Raw genomic sequence first — 23,471 nt, 5'->3', positions numbered from 1 at the left:
CGCTATTGCCCACTTAAAGCAAAGACTGCTTCAGCAGCTGGTTTATGGCAAACGCCGCCACACCGAGTAGGCAATGGTGCCATTGCCGGATGCTGCTGCAGGTACTGCGTAACTCAGCACATTGTTTTTCAGCGTGAAATCACGCACCTGGGTGGTGTGATTCCAGTTTGGATAAGACGCCGCTTCGATATGAAACACCAGCTGCTGTGCTGTTGGATCCAGACTGATAGTGCCGAAATGGGTACTCGAGCCAATCACTGCATCTTTAAATTCTTCAGCACTTGCACTGGCTTTGCTGCCAGCGAATTTCTTCCGCTTAGGATGGAAAATTTGCAGCGAATAGCGGCCATTGGCATCGATAAGCAGCAAACCGTCAGGATGTTCGGTGTAAGTGGTAACACGTCGGCCGTCGGCCAGCGTCTCCCAGGCCGAGTCCATTTGCCAGCTGCCGACTAACGGATGCGGCTCAGGCGCAGCCATGGCGCCGGCTGAGGCTATGATCGTCGTCAGGGCCGTGACAGCGAGAATGCGGGATAATACTGATTTGGCGGTCGAGGATTTGATGATCGCAAATTTGGTGAACATAGAGAGCTCCGGAAACAGTAACAACACCAGTCAGGCGCTGGTTCGCAGCGGCACTATAAAACTGCACCATCAAGCGGAAAAACGATTAATCTGCCAGCTCAGTGTTGAGGTAAACTCAACACCAGCGACAGTGGTCAACGCAGCTCGGGCGGACTTTGATGTGAAATTACCTTCTCTGCATAATTTGTATGTATTTTCCGTGGCGGCGCAACAACACAGTTTCCGTCAGGCGGCTGCCAAGCTTTATGTCACGCCGGGCGCAGTCAGCCGGCAGGTGCGGGCACTTGAAGCAGAACTGGGTGTATCGTTGTTTCAGCGCGTCAACCAACGTGTAGTCCTGACGGCCGCTGGCCAGCAATTCCAATTGCAGTTGCAACAAGCCTTTGCGCTGATCGCCACTGCAAGCGCCGAAGTTCAGATGAATGCCACTCGTGAATCAGCCACACTGCGCCTGACCGTTTTGCCATCGGTGTATCAGTATTTCCTGGCAGAGCGTTTGCCACAATTTCGGCAGTTACACCCGGAGATAAAAGTGACAGTGGTGCCGACGATGGCTGTTTTGGATCTTGCTGAAAAACAACTGGATTTTGGTATCCGCAACGGCCATGGCCATTGGCCGGGACTGATGGCGCAGGCGCTGCAAACCGAAACTTTATTCCCGGTAGTCGCAACTTCTTTGTGCCAGGCAGAGCCGGTAACCACACTGCTGCACACCCAACCGCTGCTGAATCCCTATGATGACTGGGCCCGCTGGTTCCGTCAGGCCGGTCTGACATTGCCGCAACAACCGGATGCTGCCAGTTTTCCGGATAAATCAGCCTTGCTGGACGCGGTACTGGCACAACAAGGCATCGCACTGTTGCCTGAACTGCTGTGCCGCGACTTGCTGGCCAGCGGCCAGTTAAGCCGAATTCCGGGACCGGCGATCCCGGCGTCCCGTGCCTACTACCTGGTCTGGCCGCAGCGGCCTTTGTCCGCTGAAGCTACTTTGTTTCGCGATTGGTTGCTCGGTTTGTTTGTGTAGGGGCTGTTTTGGCTTTGCTTAAGGTTGGCATGGCTATAATGCTGGCATGCACATACTTATCATTGAAGACGATCTGGATTTAGGCTTTGCGTTGCAACAGGCGCTGAAAGCCGAGGGCATTAGCAGTGTCTGGTTGCGTCGATTTGCCGACGCGCCCTGCATCGCCGCCGATCTGGACTACGATTGCGTCCTGCTTGACGTCGCGCTGCCCGACGGCTGCGGACTGGATCTGCTCGCCCGCTGGCGCAGTAGCGGATTGACGTTACCCATCATCATGATCACCGCCCGTTCCGGCCTCGATGACAGGCTAGCTCGGAGCACCATATAGCTTAATGAGCGAACAGCAGAGCTGCCTGCAATTGCCTCAGGCAAGGCGACACGGCGAAGGAATAGTGGTGCTCTTTCGAGCTGTGGCAACGTCGCATGAGACAATTGCAGGCGCTCCCGTACGGGCGATAGCAGAATGGCCGGATGCGGCGTTAAATTTTCTCGCTTTAGAATCACTAAAGCTTCGAAAATCTGCCTTGCCTGCGGCCATTCTGCTTATCGCTGCTGCCGCTTCATTAAGCTATATGGTGCTCTAGACGGCGGCGCCGACGACTTTATTATCAAACCTTTTGCCATGGCCGAGCTGCTGTCGCGGGTCCGGGCGGTATTACGCCGCTACGCCCAGCAAGCCAGCGCGTTATGGAGCATCGGCCAGTTACAAATCGACCCGCGCGCGCACAGAGTCTTATTGGCTGGTGAGGAGCTTGATTTGTTGCGGCGGGAATTTCAGCTACTGCTGGAACTGGCGCGTGAACCCGGCACTGTGGTGCCAAAGGGCGTGTTAGCACAGCGGCTGGAACCGCTGGGTGATGCACTTACCTTTAGTTTGCTCGAAGTCCACATCTCCAATCTGCGCCGGAAAATCGGCGCGCAACGTGTCCGCACTGTTCGGGGTGTGGGCTATATGTTGGTGCCATGATTAAGTCCACTACACAGAATCGTCCGACCCTGGTCCGGCGCGTGATCCTGACACTTTCCGCGGCAGCGGTGCTGGTCTGGCTGGTGTTAATGGCTTTTTATTACTGGCAGGAAAGTGGCCCGCAGACCGTTGATGCGCGTCAGCGCCAACGTGGCGAAGCGGTGTTGATGGTGCTGAGTCAGATTAAAGATCCAGCGCAGGCGCAGCAAGCCGTGGCGCTGTATACGGCGCTGTTTAACAGCCTGTATCAGCGGGCCGGTCTGCCACAGCGGTTTTTAGTCCAGCTGACCGACCGCCAGGAACAACCGCTGTTTAGTTCGATGCCGGCAAGCGAACTCATATTATCCGGCGAGAGCGGTGACGTGGTCACGGGCACTCTGAACGGTACGCGTTATCAGCTGTTTCGTGGCGAAACGTCCGACTGGAGATTGTTACTGGGCGAACCGGCGGCGCCCGCTGGTCTATTGCTGGCGCGCATCAGCAGCAACCTGACCGTCTCGGTGTTGATTGCATTACCGCTTTTTCTGCTGCCGGTCTGGTTTGCGGTCACCCGCGGCCTGCGTCCGCTGCGCCGGCTGTCCGATGCCATAGCAGCACGGGGCCCGGATGATCTGACGCCGTTGGCGCTGGATGTGACTTATGCCGAACTGACTCCGTTGACTCATGCCCTGGACCGTCTGTTCAGCCAGTTAAGGGCCAGGATCGCGCGCGAGCACGGCTTTGTGCAGGACGCCGCCCACGAACTCAGAACACCAATCGCCGTGATCGCCGCGCAGGCTCATGTGATGCAGCGGGCGGAAGATGCGCAAACGCGCGGTGAGGCCGCGACGCATCTGGACGCGGCGATCGCGCGAATGTCTCACCTGATCGAACAACTGCTGGATTTGGCCCGCATCGACGCCAGTCTGATGACAACCGCGCCTTTGCTGGATGTTGCACAGTTACTGCGCCAGGAGCTGGCCAATGCCGCGCCGGCCGCAATGGCACGACAAATTGAATTATCGCTTGAGGCGCCGGATCAGTTAAGCCTCCGGCTGGACCCACAGGCGCTGTTGTCGATTGTACAAAATCTGCTGTCAAACGCGCTGCGCTATACCCAGGATGGCGGCGAGGTCGCCGTTGACCTGTCGGAACAGCAGGGCAAGCTGCGCCTGGCGGTCGCCGACAACGGCCCTGGTATTGCGCCGGCTGAGCAGGCGCTGGTGTTTGAACGGTTTTATCGGGTCGCTGGCACAGACGTGGCCGGGTCCGGTCTTGGCCTGGCGATAGTGACGGCGGCAGTGGCGCGTTTGCGCGGTGCTGTCCGGCTGGAGCGTGGCCTGCACGGACGTGGCTGCAGCTTCATCATTGAGATCCCTGTGGGCTGATGCAGCTCGAACTTTACCTCATATTTATCCGGAGTGATCCTTATGCACAACCCAATATCACCACTAACCCACACAACAACGCGCCCATCCTTTGGCAAAACGCTGCTGAAATGGAGCGGAATCATCTTTCTTACCTTGTTGCTGTTAGCCGGATTGCTGGTCAGCACCTTTTACTGGACCGCACTGCGTACTGAGCAGCCGGTTGGCTTTCAGGCGGTGCGTGCCGTTGATGCCGACGGTAAGCCATTTGGGCTGGGGATTTGGTATCCGACCACAGCAGCCACCTCTGCCAGCTGGACCGGCAGCTTTTTGATGCAGGTCGCAACTAATGGCCCCGTCGCCGGGACTGATTTACCGCTGGTGGTCATTTCCCACGGCACCGGCGGAGGCATTCCCAGCCATGCCGATTTAGCCATGGCGCTGGCCGCCGCTGGCTACGTGGTTGCCGCGCCGATGCATAGCGATAACCATCTCGACATGAGTTCAGTTGGCACCCCGGCCTATTTTACCGGCCGCAGCCAGCAGCTGCGCTCGACCATCGACTTTATACTGAACCAGTGGCCAGGCCATGCGCAGGTTGACGCCAACCGGGTCGGCGCTTTTGGCTTTTCCATTGGTGCCTTTACGGTGCTGACCACCGCAGGTGCCAAACCGGATCTGCGTGGTGTCGCGCAATATTGTAAAGATCACAGCGAATTTGTCTGCGACATGCTGTGCCAGTCCAACTCTTTCCTGCTGGGCCCAGATCTGCCGGCCGGTTTTGATAACTTTGCCCAAGATCAGCGGATTAAAGCCATCGTTGTCGCCGCACCGGGTCTCGGTTTTACTTTCAGCGGCAAAGACGCGCTGGCCAACGTCAGTGCGCCGCTGCAGCTATGGCAAGGGGATCAAGATATCAACGTACCGGACGCGACCAACGCCAAACTGATCCGTGATGTGCTGGGTAACCGCGTTGAGTTTCACTCTGTGGCCAATGCGGCGCATCTGTCATTTCTGGTGCCCTGCGGTGTGCTGAAAATGCTGACAGTCTGCACAGATCCGGCGGGCTTTGACCGGCAGGAGTTTCATAACACCATGAACCCGCTTGTGGTGGCATTTTTTAATAAACAGCTGGCAAAACCATAAACAGGATCGACGGTGCAGGCGCTGGACAACCCCAGCCTCCTGCACCTGATACTGTATCAGGTCATGTTCAGAACTGATAACTCAGCCGTAGCGTCATCAAATCTACGTCATTGTCCTGCACCTGAGTCCGTTGCCAGCGTGCTGACAGGCTCAGCTCATTGGTCAGCTGGTAACCGGCCGACACGGCATAATATAAATCGGTGCCATCAAATTTGCTGTTCAACACAGTTCCGCCCATCGCACTGCTGATCTCGGACTGCCAGTTCAGCACCCCGGCAGCAACATCCAGTTGCCACTGTTCCTGCTGCAAGACGGTAAAACGGCCGCCGGCGCCAACCGCCTCTCCCAACACTGGGCTGACTTGTTTGATCAGTTCATGGTAACTGGCCGGCGTCAGGCTACTTTGACTGATGTCGGCACTGGCCTCACCAAAATCCCAATAACTCAGCTCGACGGCGATAGCATCGGTGATCTGGTAACCAGCTCCCAGGCCAAATGCACTGTCTTTTTGGTCCAGGCCCACTAAAGTACCGCCGCTGAGCTTCGCCTTGATATCTGCAGCACTGCGATCGGCTTTGGCCTGACCGGCCTCGACAAATCCGTACCAGTCACTGGCTTGTGCTGCGGCCGGTAACCACATTAACAATACCAATGTTGCTATACCGCGCCGCCACGCCGCGACCATTAGCAAGCCCAACCACAACATGCCCATCGCCCCCCCGCTTGATTTATTGTTCACAATCACATCCTTATATGCCTTGACTGTAATCACTACTTGCCCCTGCGCCTGCATCCCCTGACTATCAGCGATGACATACCCCACAGTATCAGTGCCTTCAAAGCCCGTTTTTGGCTGATAACGCAGTGACTTATCAGACTGAATAGTGACAGTTCCCTGTTGCGCGCTGGCCGATAATACCGTCAGCACATCCCCATCCGGATCCGAATCATTTGCTAGTACCGCGATTGTGACCGCGGTTTTATCATCGGTCGACGCGACGTCGTTTACCGCAACAGGTCCGTTATTCGGCAACACTGTCACTGTCAGCTCACTGCTACCAGTGCCACCTTTGCCATCTGTGACACTGTAGGTCACCCGATCTATGCCGGAGAACTGTGGCGCTGGCGTATATCGGAGCTGTTGGTCGGCCATAATTTCGACCTGACCAAATTGGGCACTGACCTGACTTACTTTCAATACATCGCCATCGGCATCGCTGTCATTGGTCAGCACTTTCACTTCCACCGCAATACCGATACGGGTGGTGACTGCATCAGGCTTCGCCACGGGCAGACTGTTGCCATTGTTGCGGATACTGACGCCACTTGGGTCGACAATAGTGCCGTTTGCGATGCCATCAGCATCATTCGGGCCGCCATCCTGTACCGACACCTGCACACACCAATGTCCTTCAGTCAACCCTGCGCTCCAGCGGGTATCGCCAGGAGGTGGACAGAAACCACGTTCACCGGCACTGGACGAAACAAAGTTCCGGCTATTGCTGACAAAATCAACCCAACCAGTCACTACATTGTATTTCCGGTAGATTGCATTGGCCGGCACCGGCAGCCGTTGTGGCAGTACCAGTTGATAGGTTTGACCAGGTACTGGCAGACCGTAGGCGATAAAGTCAAAGATACCGCCAATATTCGCCGCTGCGGTGTCAGTTTCCACCTCAGTTTGCAGCAACTGCAGACCACCGGTCTGGCTCAGCACGGAATCCTGACCGCGGCGCAAACAAACACCCGGTGAACCTTCAGCTAGGAAACTGACCTGCTGCTTGCCTTCTTCCGGTACCACGTTGCAATCGGCAATCACATCGAGATAGTCGGCTATACCATCGCCGTCGGTGTCGGCAAAACCTTCTTCATTATCCGGAATTAAGTCGCCGTCAGTATCGATGGCGGTCAAGCCTGGTAATGCATCGACCACGACAATGTACATCTGATCGGTGGTAGTCAGAGCCGGCGCACCGTTGTCCGTTGCTGACATGCTCACCATGTAAACACCGGTCGCCTGTGAGGCCGGATCAAACTGCAGTTCATCACCATCGATGTCTGCGCCATTCAGACCCGCAGCACTCCACTGCAGACTCAGCACATCTGGTGCGTTCTGATCAGCCACTGTGGCTTTCACGGTCACAACACCCTGGTTTTTCGCCACGATTAAGCGGTTTTCATCATTCTGGCTGACTGCCAACTGTACGGTCGGTGCAATATTGCCTTCGCTGATGCTGACCTGCATAACGGCCTGACTACCCAGATTCAGCGTTGGATCCAACGCGATCTGAATATTTTCAGTGCCTTCGGTCTGCGCATCCTCAAACACGCTGAACTGAATCACCCCAGTAGTCCCGCTGGCTATCTCGACCACTCCCGCAGTTAGCGAATGGTCATTGCCATTGGCTGAACCCGCTACTGTAAATGGCACCTGCACCGGATAAGTTGGCGCCGGACCATTCAGTAACACCTGCACTGTGACGTCGCTGCCTTCGGTGACCACCGCATCTTTGCTCAGCGAGACCAGTGGTTTCACTCTGACACGCTGACCTTTGGTCGCCTTATTGCCCTGACTGTCCGTGGCCTGCCAGTAAGCAATATGCTCGCCCGGCGCAAAGAACGTTTGGCCATCAACCAACGACACCGGCAACGTCAGGCCGTTCCGGTCCACTGCTGTTGCCACCCCCAAATTAACTTTGGTGTACAACGCAGTCGCGTTCACTTCCACATCAGCAGGCAGGGTTATGACCGGCAAATTACCACCGGCAGTACCGCTAATTTGCAACCGGACTTCCGCCGAAGCACGCCCTTGCTGTCCATCAGAGACGCTATACCGCAGGTCGACTTGTCCCAGATATCCTACCGGCGCCTGATAAATCAGGCCGGCACTGCTGAAAGTGACGGTACCGGTACTGGCAGTCGCACCATCAATGGTCAGGCGGTCGCCATCGACATCAGTGTCGTTACTCAGCACAGTCAGGGTATAGCGATCGGTATCCAGTCGCGCCACACTGAAACTATCTGCAACTGCCATCGGATTATCATTGACCGGTGTAATGGTCAGACTGACGGTCGCGGTGGCAGAGCTGAATTCTGCATCGCTGGCGACAAAACTGAAGCTGTCGCTACCGTGATAATCCGTAGCCGGCACATAACGGTAACCTGCGCCTTCGGCAATCAGACTGCCATGAGCTGGTTGTTGGGTGATGGCAATTTTCAGCAGATCCCCCTCAGCATCAGAGGTTTGCAGAGTAATTGCTGCTGGCTCATCTTCACGTAACGTCATTTCAGAGTTTTGTGCGACCGGCGCAGTATTGCCGTTCAGTACTTCTATATTAAACGCTGCCAATGCCGCGCTGGCAGTGCCATCCGACACCCGGATCACAATGCCGTTGGTGATCCCCACATCAGTAAGGGTTGGCGTGCCGGTCAGTTGGCCCGTCACAGGGTTAAAGGTCGCCCAGGCCGGTTTGTTGCTGATACTGAAGGCAAGAGTGGTGCCGACATCAATATCTGCAGCCACTGGTGTGAAGTTGTACAACACCCCCTGAGTGACTTTGGTTGCCGGTGTGCCGCTGATTGTCGGCGTGTCGTTGACATTGGCAACAGTGATACTGAATGCCGGTAATGCGGCGCTTAAAGCACCATCACTGACACTAATCACAATACCGTTATGACTGCCGACATCGCTGTTACCCGGTGTACCGGTCAATGCCCCTGTGGCCGTATTAAAGGTCGCCCAGCTGGGTTTATTGCTGATATTGAATACCAGCGTGGTGCCAACATCCACATCCGCCGCGACCGGGATAAAGCTATAAGCAATATCCTGGGTGGCCGTGGTTGCAGGCGTGCCGCTGATGGTCGGCGCGTCATTGCTATCTACCACACTGATGTTAAACGCAGCCAACGCCGTAGTTGTGATGCCATCACTGACGCTGATCACAATATTGCTGTAACTGCCAATATCGCTGTTTGTCGGTGTGCCGGTTAACGCACCAGTGGCTGTATTGAAGGTCGCCCAGGCCGGTTTGTTGCTGATACTGAAGACCAGGGTAGTCCCGACATCCACATCTGCTGCCGTCGGCACAAAGCTATACAGCACATCCTGCGTTGCCGTGGTTGGCGGCGTGCCGCTGATCGTCGGCGCATCGTTCACATTGGCAACAGTGATATTGAATGCCGCTAATGCGGCGCTTAAAGCACCGTCGCTGACACTTATGACAATACCGCTGTGACTACCCACATCACTGTTACCCGGTGTGCCGGTTAACGCGCCCGTCGCGGTATCAAAAGTCGCCCAGCTGGGTTTATTGCTGATGCTGAATACCAGCGTGGTGCCGACATCCACATCCGCCGCGACCGGGATAAAGCTATAAGCAATATCCTGGGTGGCGGTGGTTGCAGGCGTACCGCTGATGGTCGGCGCGTCGTTGCTGTTTGCAACGCTGATGTCAAACGCAGCCAGCGCAGTGGTTGTGATGCCATCACTGACGCTGATCACAATATTGCTGTAACTGCCAATATCGCTGTTTGTCGGTGTGCCGGTTAAGGCGCCAGTGACGGTATTGAAGGTCGCCCAGGCCGGTTTATTGCTGATACTGAAGGTCAGGGTAGTCCCGACATCCACATCTGCTGCCGTCGGCACAAAGCTATACAGCACATCCTGCGTTGCCGTGGTTGGCGGCGTGCCGCTGATCGTCGGCGCATCGTTCACATTGGCAACAGTGATATTGAATGCCGCTAATGCGGCGCTTAAAGCACCGTCGCTGACACTTATGACAATACCGCTGTGACTACCCACATCACTGTTACCCGGTGTACCGGTTAACGCGCCCGTCGCGGTATCAAAAGTCGCCCAGCTGGGTTTATTGCTGATGCTGAATACCAGCGTGGTGCCGACATCCACATCATCCGCGACCGGGATAAAGCTATAAGCAATATCCTGGGTGGCGGTGGTTGCAGGCGTACCGCTGATGGTCGGCGCGTCGTTGCTGTTGCCGACAAGGATGCTAAATGCAGCCAGAGCATTGGTGACTACACCATCACTGACACTGATCACGATATTGCTGTAACTGCCAATATCGCTGTTTGTCGGTGTACCTGTTAAGGCGCCGGTGGCTGTATTAAACGTGGCCCAGGCCGGTTTGTTGCTGATACTGAAGACCAGGGTAGTCCCGACATCAACATCTGCTGCCGTCGGCACAAAGCTATACAGCACATCCTGCGTTGCCGTGGTTGGCGGTGTGCCGCTGATAGTCGGCGCATCGTTCACATTGGTGACATTGATGCTGAATGCCGGCAATGCCGAGCTTAATCCACCGTCGCTGACACTTATGACAATACCACTATGACTACCCACATCACTGTTACCTGGCGTACCGGTTAATGCACCGGTTGCGGTATCAAAAGTCGCCCAGCTGGGTTTATTGCTGATGGAGAACGTCAGGATTGACCCGGCGAATGGATCTGATGCTGATGGAGTAAAGCTGTAAGCTGCGTCTTGCATGACGCTATTCGCCGGAGTACCGCTAATCACCGGCGCTTCATTCACATTCGTCACTACGATGGTATAGGTTTTGGTTGTGCTGTCTGCGGCTGTGACGACCACAGTAATAGTGTTGGTGCCAACCGTCAGGGCAATAGCTCCGGATGCCGCGCCACTGCTGACAGACACGCCGTTTACAGTCACTGTTGCTGTACTGTCTGCCGTAGTCGGAGTAATCGTGATGCTGCTGGTGGCGTTACTGACCGACGCTGTATAGCTGGTGGTCCCTGCCGCAAAACCTGGGCTTAAACTGCCGCTGCTTGGTGTTAAGCCGGACAGGTCGGCATTACTGCTTAACGCCCGGGTCACAGTCACTGTATAGGTTTTGGTGGTGGAGCCGTCTTCGGCAGTGACAACAACAGTCACCGTATTAGCACCAACATTAAGCGCAATAGCACCGGATGCGGCACCACTGGTCACTGTCGAGCCGTTGACAGTGACTGTCGAAGCGCTGTCGGCGGTGGTTGGGGTGATGGTGATACTGCTGGTGGCATTACTGACTGACGCCGTATAGCTGGTGGTCCCTGCCGCAAAGGCTGGGCTTAAGCTGCCACTGCTTGGTGTTAAGCCGGAAAGGTCAGCATTACTGCTTAGAGCCCGGGTCACAGTCACTGTGTAGGTTTTGGTGGTAGTGCCGTCTTCGGCAGTGACAACAACAGTCACCGTATTCGCACCAACATTAAGCGCAATAGCACCAGATGCGGCGCCGCTGCTTACTGTCGAGCCATTCACCGTCACCGTTGCGGTGCTATCAGCCGTGGTTGGAGTGATAGTGATACTGCTGATGGCATTACTGACTGACGCCGTATAGCTGGTGGTGCCTGCCGCAAAGCCTGGGCTTAAACTGCCACTGCTTGGTGTTAAGCCGGCAAGGTCAGCATTGCTGCTGGCCGCCCGTGTCACTGTCAGCGTATATGTCTTGGTGGTGGTGCCATCTTCGGCAGTCACCACGACTGTCACTGTATTCGCACCAACATTGAGCGCAATGGCACCGGACGCCGCACCACTGCTCACAGTCACTCCGTTCACGGTAATTGTTGCAGTACTGTCTGCGCTGGTCGGGGTGATCGTGATACTGCTTGTCGCGTTACTGACCGACGCCGTATAGCTGGTGGTCCCTGCCGCAAAGCCCGGGCTTAAGCTGCCACTGCTTGGGGTGAAGCCGGCAAGATCGGCATTGCTACTGGCCGCGCGGGTGACGGTCACTGTGTAAGTCTTCGTCGTGGTGCCATCTTCCGCAGTCACTACCACAGTGACAGTATTGGCACCCACAGTCAGGGCAATAGCGCCGGACGCGGCACCGCTGCTCACAGTCGCACCGTTGACGGTCACAGTTGCAGTGCTGTCTGCTGTTGTTGGGGTGATGGTGATACTGCTGGTGGCGTTACTGACCGACGCCGTATAACTGGTGGTGCCTGCCGCAAAAGCCGGGCTTAAGCTGCCGCTGCTTGGTGTTAAACCCGCCAGGTCGGCATTGCTGCTGGCCGCACGGGTCACCGTCACTGTGTAAGTTTTGGTGGTAGTGCCGTCTTCAGCAGTCACCACCACAGTCACCGTATTAGTACCAACATTAAGCGCAAGAGAACCGGATGCGGCGCCACTGGTCACAGCCACGCCATTCACCGTCACGGTTGACGCACTGTCTGCTGTCGTCGGGGTGATGGTGATGCTGCTGGTGGCATTACTGACCGATGCCGTATAGCTGGTGGTGCCGGCTGAAAAGCCTGGGCTTAAGCTGCCGCTGCTTGGCGTTAAGCCCGACAAGTCGGCATTTGTACTGACCGATCTGGTGACAGTGACAGTGTACGTTTTGGTCGTAGTGCCATCTTGCGCCGTCACAACGACGGTCACGGCATTGGCACCGACATTGAGCGCAATAGCACCAGACGCCGCACCACTGCTGACAGTCACGCCGTTGACGGTCACTGTGGCTGAACTGTCTGCGGTAGTCGGGGTAATGGTGATACTGCTGGTCGCATTATTGACTGACGCCGTGTAGCTGGTCGTTCCCGCAGCAAAACCAGGGCTTAAACTACCGCTGCTTGGTGTTAAACCCGACAAGTCAGCATTGCTGCTGGCCGCCCGGGTCACTGTCACTGTGTAGGTTTTGGTGGTGCTGCCGTCTTCAGCAGTGACGACCACAGTCACGGTATTGGCACCAACATTAAGCGCAATTGCGCCGGATGCCACACCACTGCTGACGGACACACCATTCACCGTTACCGTCGCAGCACTGTCTGCCGTGGTTGCTGTGGTGGTGATGCTGGTGGTCGCGTTGCCGACCGAAGCGGTATAGCTGATAGTACCCGCGGCAAAACCAGGTGATAAAGTGCCGGAACTCAGGCCTAAAGCCGATAAATTTGCATTTGTGCTAAGCGCTGTAGTGGTGAAGGTTTCAGTCGTACCAGCACCAGTCCCATTGGCATTTAAGGCGTATGCCGCAACACTATACTGGCTGCCTGCAGTCAGCCCGGAAAGCCCGATCGAATAAGCGCCGGTGGTACCACTGGTTGTGCTCTTAAACACTGTGGTGCCATTCACTTCGGCATAGGTTGGGGTCGGATCGGCCGTGGTTAACGCATAGACCACCCCCCGTTCCGTCACCGCTGAACCCGCATCAGAGGTCACATCACCGCCAACGGTCGCAGTTGTTTTGGTAATGCTGGACGCGGCTGTCGTTGTCACCGTTGGCGCGTTATTGACGGCAAACTCCACATTGGCCAGCATGCCAGACACACTGACAAATTTGACGCTGTTACCATCTACGGTGCTGCCGGTGTAATAACCGACACCATCCAACGCGGTTGTAGTCCAGGTTGCACCTTCATCATCGGAATCAATCAGATATGCCGGGTAGCCGCTATCTGCCACATCATTCAGCACGCCCACAATATGGCCATTGACATAACGGAGTGCCCCCTGATTCCAGTCTGCAACAATTTGGCTGCCACCGGGAGCGCCGGAAATCAACGCTTTGGCACTGTAACTGGCTGGATTGGTTGGTGTGGTAGTTGAGGTACTGAAAAAGGTATAAGTACTGCTGGCATAACTGGTACCGGTCACGACATATTTACTGCCGGTCCAGACAACATCATTGTAATAATAATTGCTGCCCGGCAGCACCGGGGTATTGTCAGTCCAGGTGATGCCGTCCGGCGAGGTATAGACCACCCCTAAGTAACTGTTATTGTCGTAGCCAACGGCAAAAAAAGTACCATTTTCATACTTCACGCGGAAAAACCAGGTATCCAGTGTCTCGACGACGGTCAGACTGGACAGGTTTGAACCGCGCCAGAATTTCCACTGATTGCTCGCGTCATGACCAGACACCAAATAATTGCCGCCCTGATACAACACAGAATAATACACATTGCCCGCATGGGTACCGGCATTGGTCCAGCTGCTGCCATCGGCGGAAGTTGCGATAACCTTTTCACCGACCGCAACATACTGGCTGCCATTCCATATCACATCATTAAAGGATTTAGTGCCGGTGCGGGTCGCCAATGCGCTGAGTGTTGGCCAACTGGACGAAGTTGCAGAGACCGCAGAAGAGTCATTTCCCTGAGCGCCCACTAATGAAAAACCGCCAGTACCGTTGGTGGCAATGCTGTTATAACTGCCTGTAACAAAATGGTAGGTCAGGCCGTCGTCAGACACCGCCAGGCCTTCATTACCCCATTGAAAATATTTGCCATTCAGTAAATCAGCACCCTGCGCCACGATAGAGGCCGTCGGAGCCACCATCGTATAAGTGCTGGCATTGGTCGAGCGGATAATAGTGCCGTAGCCATAAGTTCCGCCGGAACCAAATAACAGGTAGTTGGTACCGTCGTGATAACCGCGGAACATTTGATTGGGCGAGCCCAATACAGTGGTCGAACTATCCGGTTTGGTCACCGACGTCGAGGTGATTTCAGTCCAGGTCGCGGCATCTGTTGACGTTTCTACCCGGGTTCCTGCGTAAAAGGCGTAAAAGCGATCATTCAGGAAATAAGCGCCGTTGGTGGTGAAATCAAGCCCAGTGCTGATACTCCAGGAATTCGAAGCACCGGTGGATGAACGATAAAATGTAGAAAACGCTGAAGCAGGACGTGCCGCAATAACCAGCAAACCATTACCAGAGGTTATCGTCATCAGGTCATCCGTGGCATTGCCGACGTTCATCGTCACAGCCGACCAGGTCGTGCCATCGGTTGATGTGATCACAGCCCTGTTGCCACCAGCCGCATATAGCTTGCCGGAATACGCTTCCATCGCGTACAAATTCTGCGACGTGCCAGACGTTTGTTGGGTCCAGGTCACCGCATCAGGTGAGGTATAAATAGCTCCCGCGCCACCCGCCACTACAAACCGGCTGTTGAAATAAATCACCCGTCGCGGGCTGGTGATATTGATTGCCGAGCTGTAGGACCAGGCCTCGGCATCCGTTGACGTGTAAACCTTGCCGTAGCTTGATATTGCAACATATTTCCCGCCGCCATAGGTCACATTCGCAATCGAGGTGCCATAAGGAATGCCGGTCACTTCGGTGACTGTTGGTGCTGCGGCCTGGGCAGTGGACATTCCGCAAGCACAAATTCCGAGCAGCAATGCGAACAGCCATCGGCTGACAAAGTGGGTGATCTGTTGGGTCATAATGCGAAAATCCTGCAGGAACTCATGGAAAAACAAAGACATTTGTCACTCTCCTTGTCTGAAATTTGACTGCCGTTGCGCGGCAAATGCAAAAAAACACATCGAAGAAATCGGGTCTGGCGCTACCAGTATAAAAGGCTGTTAAAAAAACAGGAAAAATTTCCAGCTAAATATTTGGCACAACAGAGAATCGTCGCAATACGCCAGCTTGGTAAACAGTAGAAGCTTATTGGCTGTAACCGGATTAATTGCGTTCAACAGCGCAGTTATTCCGTTTAACGCCGGGTTGATAACGCACTTTTACTGCAGCCGTTAACGCCCGGAAATAACTACATCAATCAGGTTTTTTGAATTGAAAAGGTTGTGATACACAGACTGTCTGCCTGATTTCACTATAGCGACAGTCGCTCTTTGATAGTGCGTGCATAGGTCCGACTGACCTTCAGCACTTTTGAGTTAACCAGTACAGCATTGTATTCTGAATTACATAAAGGCTGCATTTTTACAATGTAATTCAGATTCACGACGGTCGATTTATGGATACGCACAAACACATCAGGCAAACGTTCGTTAATCAGGCTCTTTAACCGGGTCCGCATCACATGCGTTTCGCTGTGGGTATGCACACACATATAGTCGCCGGCGGCGTCTATCCACAGAATATCCTGATAAGGGATCAACTGGATTGGACTGCGGCCGTCTTGGATCACCAGTTTTTGTCTTTCAATACAATACTTTGTTTCGATTTCAGCTTGATCACCGGCAGTCACTGCAGTCCCCGCTGTGGCGGTACTGATTTGCACCACCGCGTCCAGCAACTGTTCTTTACCGGCGGAGCCGTCACGGGCGCGAACCCGCGCAATGGCATCGGCCAGCCGTTCCTGTTTAACCGGTTTAAGCAGGTAGTCCAGCGCCCGCACTTCAAACGCCTGCACCGCATGCTGATGGAAGGCGGTGACGAACACGATCGCCGGGCATAACTCGGGCTGCAGCTGCCGGATCAGATCAAAGCCACTTTGCTCTGGCATTTCAATATCCAGAAAAATCAGCGCCGGCTGATGCTGTGCAATGAGCACCAGTGCTTCGCGCACTGAACCAGCTTCAGCAACCACCTCAACATCGGCAAAACCCTGCAAGCGCAGCCGTAGCCCTTCAATCGCGGCCGGTTCGTCATCAACAATCAACGTGCGTAGGGTGTTCATCCAGCCTCCGGTTTTTGTTCTGCCCCGGGTTGTAGCGGGATGCGGATATGGATCCAGGCGCCTTGTTCCGGCCTGTTACCAAACTGAAACAGACTCTGGCCGGGATACAACAGCGCCAGCCGCGCTTCACAGTTCTGCAAACCGATGCCAGGGGAAGCGTCAGGGCTAAAACCACTGCCATTATCCAGCATCGCAATCACCAGAAAATCATCCTGCCGGCTGAAACTGACACTGACGGCATAATGTTGCTGTGCTTGTTGCATGCCATGTTTCAGCGAATTTTCTGCCAGCGGCTGTAACAGTAACGACGGCATCAGCAGCGGTCTGACGTCGTCATCGGCGCTGACAGTGACGGTCAGTTTATCGCGAAACCGGCACTGCTCGACGGCAAAATAGGTTTGCAGAATGTCGATTTCTTCTGCCACAGTGACCTTGGCCAGCGGGTCGGTATACAGACTGTAACGCAACAGATCGCAGAGTTTTTCCAACATCGACACCGCATGTTGATTGTCCTGCCGCAAAATCAACGTACAGATCGCATTGATGCTGTTAAACATAAAATGCGGGTTCAGCTGATAACGCAGCATTTTCAGCTGCGCTTCTTTGGCAAGATCCATCGCCTCTGCGGCTTTTTGTCGTTGCTCCATAGTTTCAAATGTCGCTTTGTAGGCAAAATATAACGCGGTCCAGGTCAGTAAAATCGTTAAAGACGCAGAGTGCCAGGTGCCGACATCAAACCAGGTCATTGTCTGCCAGACCTGGCCGTACAACCACTGTAAGGTTAGCCACTTCCACTGGGTCCAGACCAGACATCCAAGCAGTAATACGCCCAGGTGCGAGTAGATTTTCTGTCGGGTGCTTTGCTGGCTTAAACGGCGATAACAGACCCGCAGCAGCAGGGTCAGGCCAAAACCAAAGCAGGTATCCAGCAACAAATGCGGCACGTTGACCTGCCAGGGTTCCTGGCTGGGGATTTTAATCATCAACTCGGTCAGCACGGCGTACACCGCCCAGCCACCGCATTGGCACAGCCAGAATAATTGATTGCGTGTGAAGGTTTTAACCACTGTGAAACCCCGGAATAAAACGGCAGCGAATTACGCTGCCGCTTTCAAACTCTGAATGATACGGCGTCAACGAGCCGGCGGCCGTGACCATGATTTTAAGGCGGCAGGTTTCAGTCCCACCTGCGCCGGGGCGCAACCCAGCCGAACCACTTTATCGTCAGCCTGACTGCCCTCGGCCAGCACCACATCAGCCACCGCCAGACTCAGACGGCCACTGGCGCTGAACACCACGGCATCCTGCAACGGCTGAGTAAGCGCTGGTTTTGCCGCACAATCCAAAGCCACTTCGACCTGTTGCCAAAGACCCGGGCTGAACCTCGCCAGTGTCTCGCTCAGGCTCAACTGGCGCTGGCAAACCCCGGCGGCATCACACAACACCGCCAGCTGCAGATTGGCCGGCACCTGCTGGTCCAGCCGCATATTCAAACGCAGCACCTTGGCAGTCGCATAATCTTTGGCAGCAGCCGACTTACGAAAACGCAGGCTGGCCTTGGCACTTTGCGCCGCGTCCCAGCGTAGTTGCCGCGCATCTTCCTGATAGGACAAATTAACCGACTGCATCGCCAGGCTTTTGCCATCGTTGCTGACGCCAAAAGGCGTAGTGACTGTCACGGCGCTGCCGCTGCTGTCGGTCAGGGCAAAAGCCAAACCCGGCGCCAGATTGCGCAAAAACAACGGGATTTGTCCGCCGGTGTTTGTTGCAGTGGTTACTGCAGAACTTTGCTCAGGCAACAGTGCCAGTTCGCTGTGGTCTGCGTAGGTTAACCCATAGCCATAAGCAAACAAAGGGTCGTAAACGGTATCGCCCTGATTCAATACAAACTGTTGATCAGTGCGCGGCCAGGAAAAGCTCAGTTTGCCATGGAAGTCAGATTGCACCTGGCCCTTCGCGTCACGCAGCAGCACATCGGCCACGCCCTGACCTTCGGAGCCCGGTAACCAGGCTGCGACAAAAGCGTCGGAGGCATTCAGTTCCGGATTCACCCACAGCGGCCGGCCGCTTAAAAACACCGTCACTACCGGGATACCCTGTTGTTTTAGCTTACGCAGCAAAACGAGGTCCCGTTTATCACCATGCTGATATTCCAGCTGCTGAATATCACCAAACCACTCGGCGTAAGGGCTTTCGCCAATCACCACGACCGCCACATCAGGCTTGTGCCGGTAATCGCCATCGACGGCCAGCTCCACTTTTCCGCCCGCCGCTTCAACCTGCTGACGAATGCCCTGATATACCGAAGTGGCATTGGGGAAATCGTCGTTACTGTTGTCAGTGCCCTGCCAGGACACACTCCAGCCGCCGGCCTGTTTGGCGATATTTTCGGCGCCATCGCCGGCGACTAAGATGCGGCTTTTCGGCGACAGCGGCAGTAGTTGCTGGTTATTTTTCAGCAAGACCAGTGACTTACGTACCGCTTCCCGCGCCAGTGCCTTGTGTGCTTCGCTGTTAAAATCGTTTGGCTTAGACTCAGCGCGACTGGACGGCTTGTCGCGTTGCAGCAGGCCCCAGCGAATTTTGGCGCGTAAAAAACGCCGCACCGCGTCGTCAATCCGGCTTTGTGGGATCAGGCCCTGTTCCACCTGACGGATGGTATTGTGGTAAAAGGCTTCAAAGTGTTCCGGCACCATCAACACATCGACACCGGCATTAATAGCGCCGGCGCACTGGGTTAAATCGCAGCCTTCAACAAAAGTGTGACCGTTCCAGTCACTGACGACAAAACCGTCAAATCCCATCTGTGTTTTCAGCACGTCGGTCAGCAGATACTGATGGCCATGCAGCCGTTTGCCGTTCCAGCTGTTAAACGACACCATCACGGACTGCACACCGGCCGCGATCGCGGTTTTGTAACCGGCGGCATGAATATCCCGCAGGCCCTGCTCGTCAATCAGCGTGTCACCCCGATCGACGCCTTTTGCCGTGCCACCGTCACCGACAAAATGTTTGGCGGTAGCGATCCGGCCGGCGCCCTGTAAAAAATCCCGGGCCAAAGTGCCCTGCAGGCCTGCCACCATCTGACCGGCATAAGCCTGCACTATCGCCGGATCTTCAGAGTAACTTTCGTAGGTGCGGCCCCAGCGGTCATCGCGCACCACGGCAACAGTCGGCGCAAAGCTCCATTCGATACCGGTCGCAGCCACTTCTTTGGCGGTTGCCACGCCGATACGGTGAATGAGTTCAGGGTCGCGGGCAGCGCCGAGGCCAATATTGTGCGGGAATAACGTCGCGCCAAACACATTACTGTGGCCATGCATGGCATCAGTGCCCCAGATCGCCGGAATACGGCTGCCATCCAGGCTGGCGTCTACGGACGCTTCGTACATCTCATCAGCATATTTCAGCCAGACCGACACCGGCGCACGTTTTTTGCCATACGGCGCGGTGTTGCCGCCATTGAGGTAAGAGCCAAAACCATATTTGCGCATCTGCGCGACGGACAGATAACCAATTTCCGGCTGGATCATCTGCGCTACTTTTTGTCCCAACGTCATCCGCGCCAGGATTTGATCAAGCAAATGCTCCAGCTGCGGGTCACGCGGCAAGCCGGTGTTGACATAAGGCCACGCAACTTTTGGCAAGCCGGCGGCGCTTGTACCAGTGTTGACGCTGCTGGCCGCCAAACCAGCCTGAAGGTCGGCAGCAAGCGCAGTCGTGGAGACAGTCGCAGCTAACAGCAACAGGCTGGCACTATAAAGAGAGAGTCGGGGAGATGGGGTCAAGCGCATATAAAAATCCTTCGTGATCACAACATCAATCGCTGGCAGATAAAAAGAAACCGCTCGCCAAAGGTGAGCGGTTCACAGCCAGGACAGTCAGCTTCAAATACGTTTAATGTCAGAAATTAAACCCGGCCCGCACACCGTAATAACGCGGCATGCCAAAGCTGCCTTTCGGGAAGCCTTTGCCGGTGTTACTCCAGTGCTGCACCAGTTCATCGGTGGCATTGCTGATAAACACCTCGGCATACCAGGCCTGACCGACCGGCTCGTATTTGAGAGAGGCATTGGCCGAGGTATAAGCGTCGCGGCGGTCATCGATATACCGCGTTGCGTCCGCTGACACCGCAAACTGCATGTCGTCCAGATGGCGGTCGACGTTCCAGATGGTGTTGTAGGATTTGTCTTTCCAGCTCAGGTTAAACCAGCCATGGATAAAGCCGAAGCGGCCCAAATCCACGCTGTGGGTGTAACTTAAATTGGCGGTGAGCTCAGGCACCATCGCCAGCTGATTGCCTTTGAGGTTGGTGCTCAGCAGGCGGTTGTTCGGGTCAATCGACTGCTCATACGACAGCTTAAACAGATACTCCGGGTCGTAATCCCATTTGGTGATCCAGTCTTCGGTGATGCGGGCGTCGGTCCAGGTGACATAACCGTTGATACGGCCACTTGGGTACGGTTTCCAGTCAAACTCCAGCTCAATGCCTTTGATGGTCGAACCCGGCACGTTTTGCGTGTAATAGGCGATCACCGGCATATTGCGGTAATCCAGCAATGGCTTGCCGTCCGGCCCCAATACCGGGCTGCCGTCCGGGTTTTCCACCGCGGCCAGCCGCTCTACGTTGCCGATAGAACCGACGGATGCATATTGCATGTCGGTGTAATCGGTATAAAAGAATACCGCCTGTAAATTCAGCGAGTTATCCAGCAGGCTGGTTTTAGCGCCCAGCTCATAAGTCAGTACTTGTTCCGGGTCAAACTGAGTTTCAAAACGCTGCACCTGGCCGGTTCTGTCATTGACTACTTCAAACACGTCACCGATGCCGCCGGCTTTAAAGCCTGAAGCGACATAGCCGTACAACATAGTGTCAGCGCTCAGGTCGTAATCCAGCCCCAGCCGGAAATCGTGGTTACGCCAACTGCCTTTATTGTCATTGGCAAAAGACGATTTATAAATCGCAGGATTTTCAAAGGCATTGGTTGGCAAACCTGATAACTGCGTGCGGTTAAACCAACCCGGTGCGCAGCCGTCGGCATTGGAGCAGCGCAGTGTGCGGCCACCTTTGTCCTGTTTGGTCTCGTCACTGAAACGATAACCCAGGGTCAGATGCGTCGCCGGAGTCAGGTTGTAAGTGGCCTGACCAAAAGCGGCCAGCGCGTCGGTGGAGCGATCCGGCTGGTCCCAGAACGCTTTATCGTCCATCGGGTTATCGTAATAGCCAAAGGTGACGGTTTTTTCGTGGAACAGGTTCACCCCGGCGATCCAGACTAAATCGCCACGTTCATCCGACTGCAACTGCAATTCGGTCGAATACGAGCGCGCGCCGGTGCCGTCGAGGAAAAACATCGCGCCGTCCCAGACATCCAGCCCAACTTCGGTATCCTGCGCCGACTGACGCTGCATATCTTCATAACCGGCCAGCCAGACCAGATCCAGTTCGTCGGTCAGTTCATAGTTCAGCGTGTTACGCAGGTAAGTGATATCCAGTTCCAGTTTGCCCGGCACGTTCACCACGGCCTGATAGGTGTTGTCACTGGGTAAAAAGCTGGCGCAGTCGCCACCGAGCTCTGCGGGTCTGCCGCGTAATTTGTCGCAGTTCACCATGTCGACCGAGCCGGCACTGTCATTTTTGTAATACTGAAATACCGTATGGTTGGTGAAACGACCGGTCGACGGTTGCCATAAAGTACTGACACGGAACGAATGTTCGTTGGCGTTATTGTAAAAGTCGCTTTTGTTGGCCGGTGTTAAAGCCCGCACTTTTTGCGCATTCGGATTCGTCCCGGCGGCATCGATCCACCAGTTTTCGCGTTGGGTTAAGGTCTGGCCGACGCCCGAATAAGAATTTTCAGCAATGACTTCGCCGTCCAGCACGCCAGCCGGTAAGTAACGGGTGTCATACTGATTCGGGTCCCAGTAACCTTCGACATAAGAATCGCGTTTGAGCGTTTTGCCAGAAAAACGCACGGCAAAGTCATCAGTCAGCCCCAGGTTGAACATGCCGCCAAAGCTTTTGGCATTAAATTTACCCAGTTCGGTATTGGCGTTGCCATAGGTACTGCCAATTTCCGGTTTGGCCGACAGCACATTGATACTGCCCACGGTCGAATTGCGGCCAAACAGCGTGCCCTGCGGGCCGCGCAAGGCTTCCACCCGCTCGACGTCGTACATCAGCGCCAGCGCGCCCTGCATCCGCGGTGAATAGATACCGTCCAGATGCACACCGACGGCCGGATCGCCAAGCTCAGTAATATTGGTTGAGCGGATACCGCGCATCGTGATCACCGGCGCCGCCTGCTCTGAGGCCACCGAGATATCCAGCCCTGGCACTAAATCGGCGATATCCACCACACTGTTGACGCCATGCTGCTGCCGCTGGGCATCGCTGATGGCGGAAATCGCCACCGGTGTTTCCATCAGTTTGGTTTTGCGTTTGGTCGCTGTGACTGAAATGACTTCCAGTTCAGTGGTGCTGTTGGCTTTTGTAGCTGCGGTACTGCTTTGAGCGCTGCCAGCCGTACCTTGTTGGACGGCTGCCTGTTGTGCCAGTGCCGGAAAGGCGCAAGCCATCGCGATCGCAAGCGCGTTACGTTTAAACATGTTCTACCCCTGTCTGTGTGTTTTTGCTTTTGTTTTAGTGGCAAATCGGACTGCTGGCTGTTGCCACAGGCGGTACCTTAAAGCTGGGGTAGGAACGAGAGATAGACAGATTCGACAAGGCGAGCCGGCGGCACTACAACCCGAAGACCTGTACAAATCTCAGAGACAAAAAGTGACGAAAATCTGGTAAAACCAGCATACAGGGCAGATTTAATCAGATCAGACAGTCGCGGTGATGGTGCAGTGATAGTTCCAGCCCGCATCACAATGCTATGGAATAAAAAAACGCAGGGAATTCCTGCGTTTTTTTATTTGGCATTGAGACCGGATCAGAAGGGTAGTACAAACCTTTCCGAAGAAAATAACGTTAGAACCACCGTCAATACTGGGTTTCGGCCACTTTTGAGGGCTC

General features: G+C 55.0%; 11 protein-coding genes. 5 read left to right on the top strand and 6 right to left on the bottom strand.

Annotated features, from left to right (window positions below; all coding sequences use genetic code 11):
* Positions 1-42 precede the first annotated feature (42 nt).
* On the bottom strand, positions 43-585 hold the full coding sequence (locus ATY27_RS02850; RefSeq protein ID WP_208932653.1) for a lipocalin-like domain-containing protein: 543 nt from the start codon (positions 583-585) through the stop codon (positions 43-45).
* Between the two features lie 160 nt (positions 586-745).
* Between ATY27_RS02850 and ATY27_RS02845 the strand changes: the two genes are divergently transcribed.
* The 5 genes from ATY27_RS02845 to ATY27_RS02825 all read left to right on the top strand — a co-directional run bounded on the left by ATY27_RS02845 (position 746) and on the right by ATY27_RS02825 (position 5,068).
* Positions 746-1,609, top strand: coding sequence for a LysR substrate-binding domain-containing protein (locus ATY27_RS02845; RefSeq protein ID WP_208932652.1), 864 nt, complete (start codon positions 746-748; stop codon positions 1,607-1,609).
* A 46-nt stretch (positions 1,610-1,655) separates the two neighbouring features.
* Positions 1,656-1,937, top strand: a complete 282-nt coding sequence (locus tag ATY27_RS02840) for a response regulator (protein ID WP_208932651.1) — start codon at positions 1,656-1,658, stop codon at positions 1,935-1,937.
* A 294-nt stretch (positions 1,938-2,231) separates the two neighbouring features.
* A complete protein-coding gene (locus ATY27_RS02835) occupies positions 2,232-2,576 on the top strand; it encodes a winged helix-turn-helix domain-containing protein (protein WP_208932650.1) in 345 nt (114 codons plus the stop codon).
* Positions 2,573-3,943: an ATP-binding protein gene (locus ATY27_RS02830; protein WP_208932649.1), complete on the top strand. Its 1,371-nt coding sequence runs from the start codon at positions 2,573-2,575 to the stop codon at positions 3,941-3,943. Before ATY27_RS02835 ends, ATY27_RS02830 begins: the two co-directional genes overlap by 4 nt.
* A gap of 42 nt (positions 3,944-3,985) precedes the next feature.
* Entirely contained in the window at positions 3,986-5,068 is a 1,083-nt protein-coding gene (locus tag ATY27_RS02825) for a hypothetical protein (RefSeq protein ID WP_208932648.1), read from the top strand.
* 67 nt (positions 5,069-5,135) lie between these two features.
* On the opposite strand, the gene ATY27_RS02820 is transcribed toward ATY27_RS02825, so the two are convergent.
* The 5 genes from ATY27_RS02820 to ATY27_RS02800 form a co-directional block, all read right to left on the bottom strand.
* The gene (locus tag ATY27_RS02820; RefSeq protein ID WP_208932647.1) at positions 5,136-15,293 is read right to left on the bottom strand and encodes a cadherin-like beta sandwich domain-containing protein; all 10,158 of its coding nucleotides are present in this window, start codon (positions 15,291-15,293) and stop codon (positions 5,136-5,138) included.
* 350 nt (positions 15,294-15,643) lie between these two features.
* Positions 15,644-16,453 carry a LytTR family DNA-binding domain-containing protein gene (locus ATY27_RS02815; protein ID WP_208932646.1) on the bottom strand — a complete coding sequence of 270 codons (810 nt, stop codon included), beginning with the start codon at positions 16,451-16,453 and terminating at the stop codon, positions 15,644-15,646.
* Positions 16,450-17,520, bottom strand: a complete 1,071-nt coding sequence (locus ATY27_RS02810) for a histidine kinase (protein ID WP_244151396.1) — start codon at positions 17,518-17,520, stop codon at positions 16,450-16,452. The genes ATY27_RS02815 and ATY27_RS02810 overlap by 4 nt, the downstream gene beginning before the upstream one ends.
* 66 nt (positions 17,521-17,586) lie before the next feature.
* Positions 17,587-20,247 (bottom strand): glycoside hydrolase family 3 protein, encoded by a 2,661-nt coding sequence (locus ATY27_RS02805; protein ID WP_208932645.1) that lies wholly within the window; start codon positions 20,245-20,247, stop codon positions 17,587-17,589.
* Positions 20,248-20,356: 109 nt separating this feature from the next.
* On the bottom strand, positions 20,357-23,059 hold the full coding sequence (locus tag ATY27_RS02800; protein WP_208932644.1) for a TonB-dependent receptor: 2,703 nt from the start codon (positions 23,057-23,059) through the stop codon (positions 20,357-20,359).
* Positions 23,060-23,471: the final 412 nt, after the last annotated feature.

The sequence above is a fragment of the Rheinheimera sp. F8 genome (genome assembly GCF_001518915.1).
This window is presented reverse-complemented; position numbering and strand designations above follow the sequence as displayed.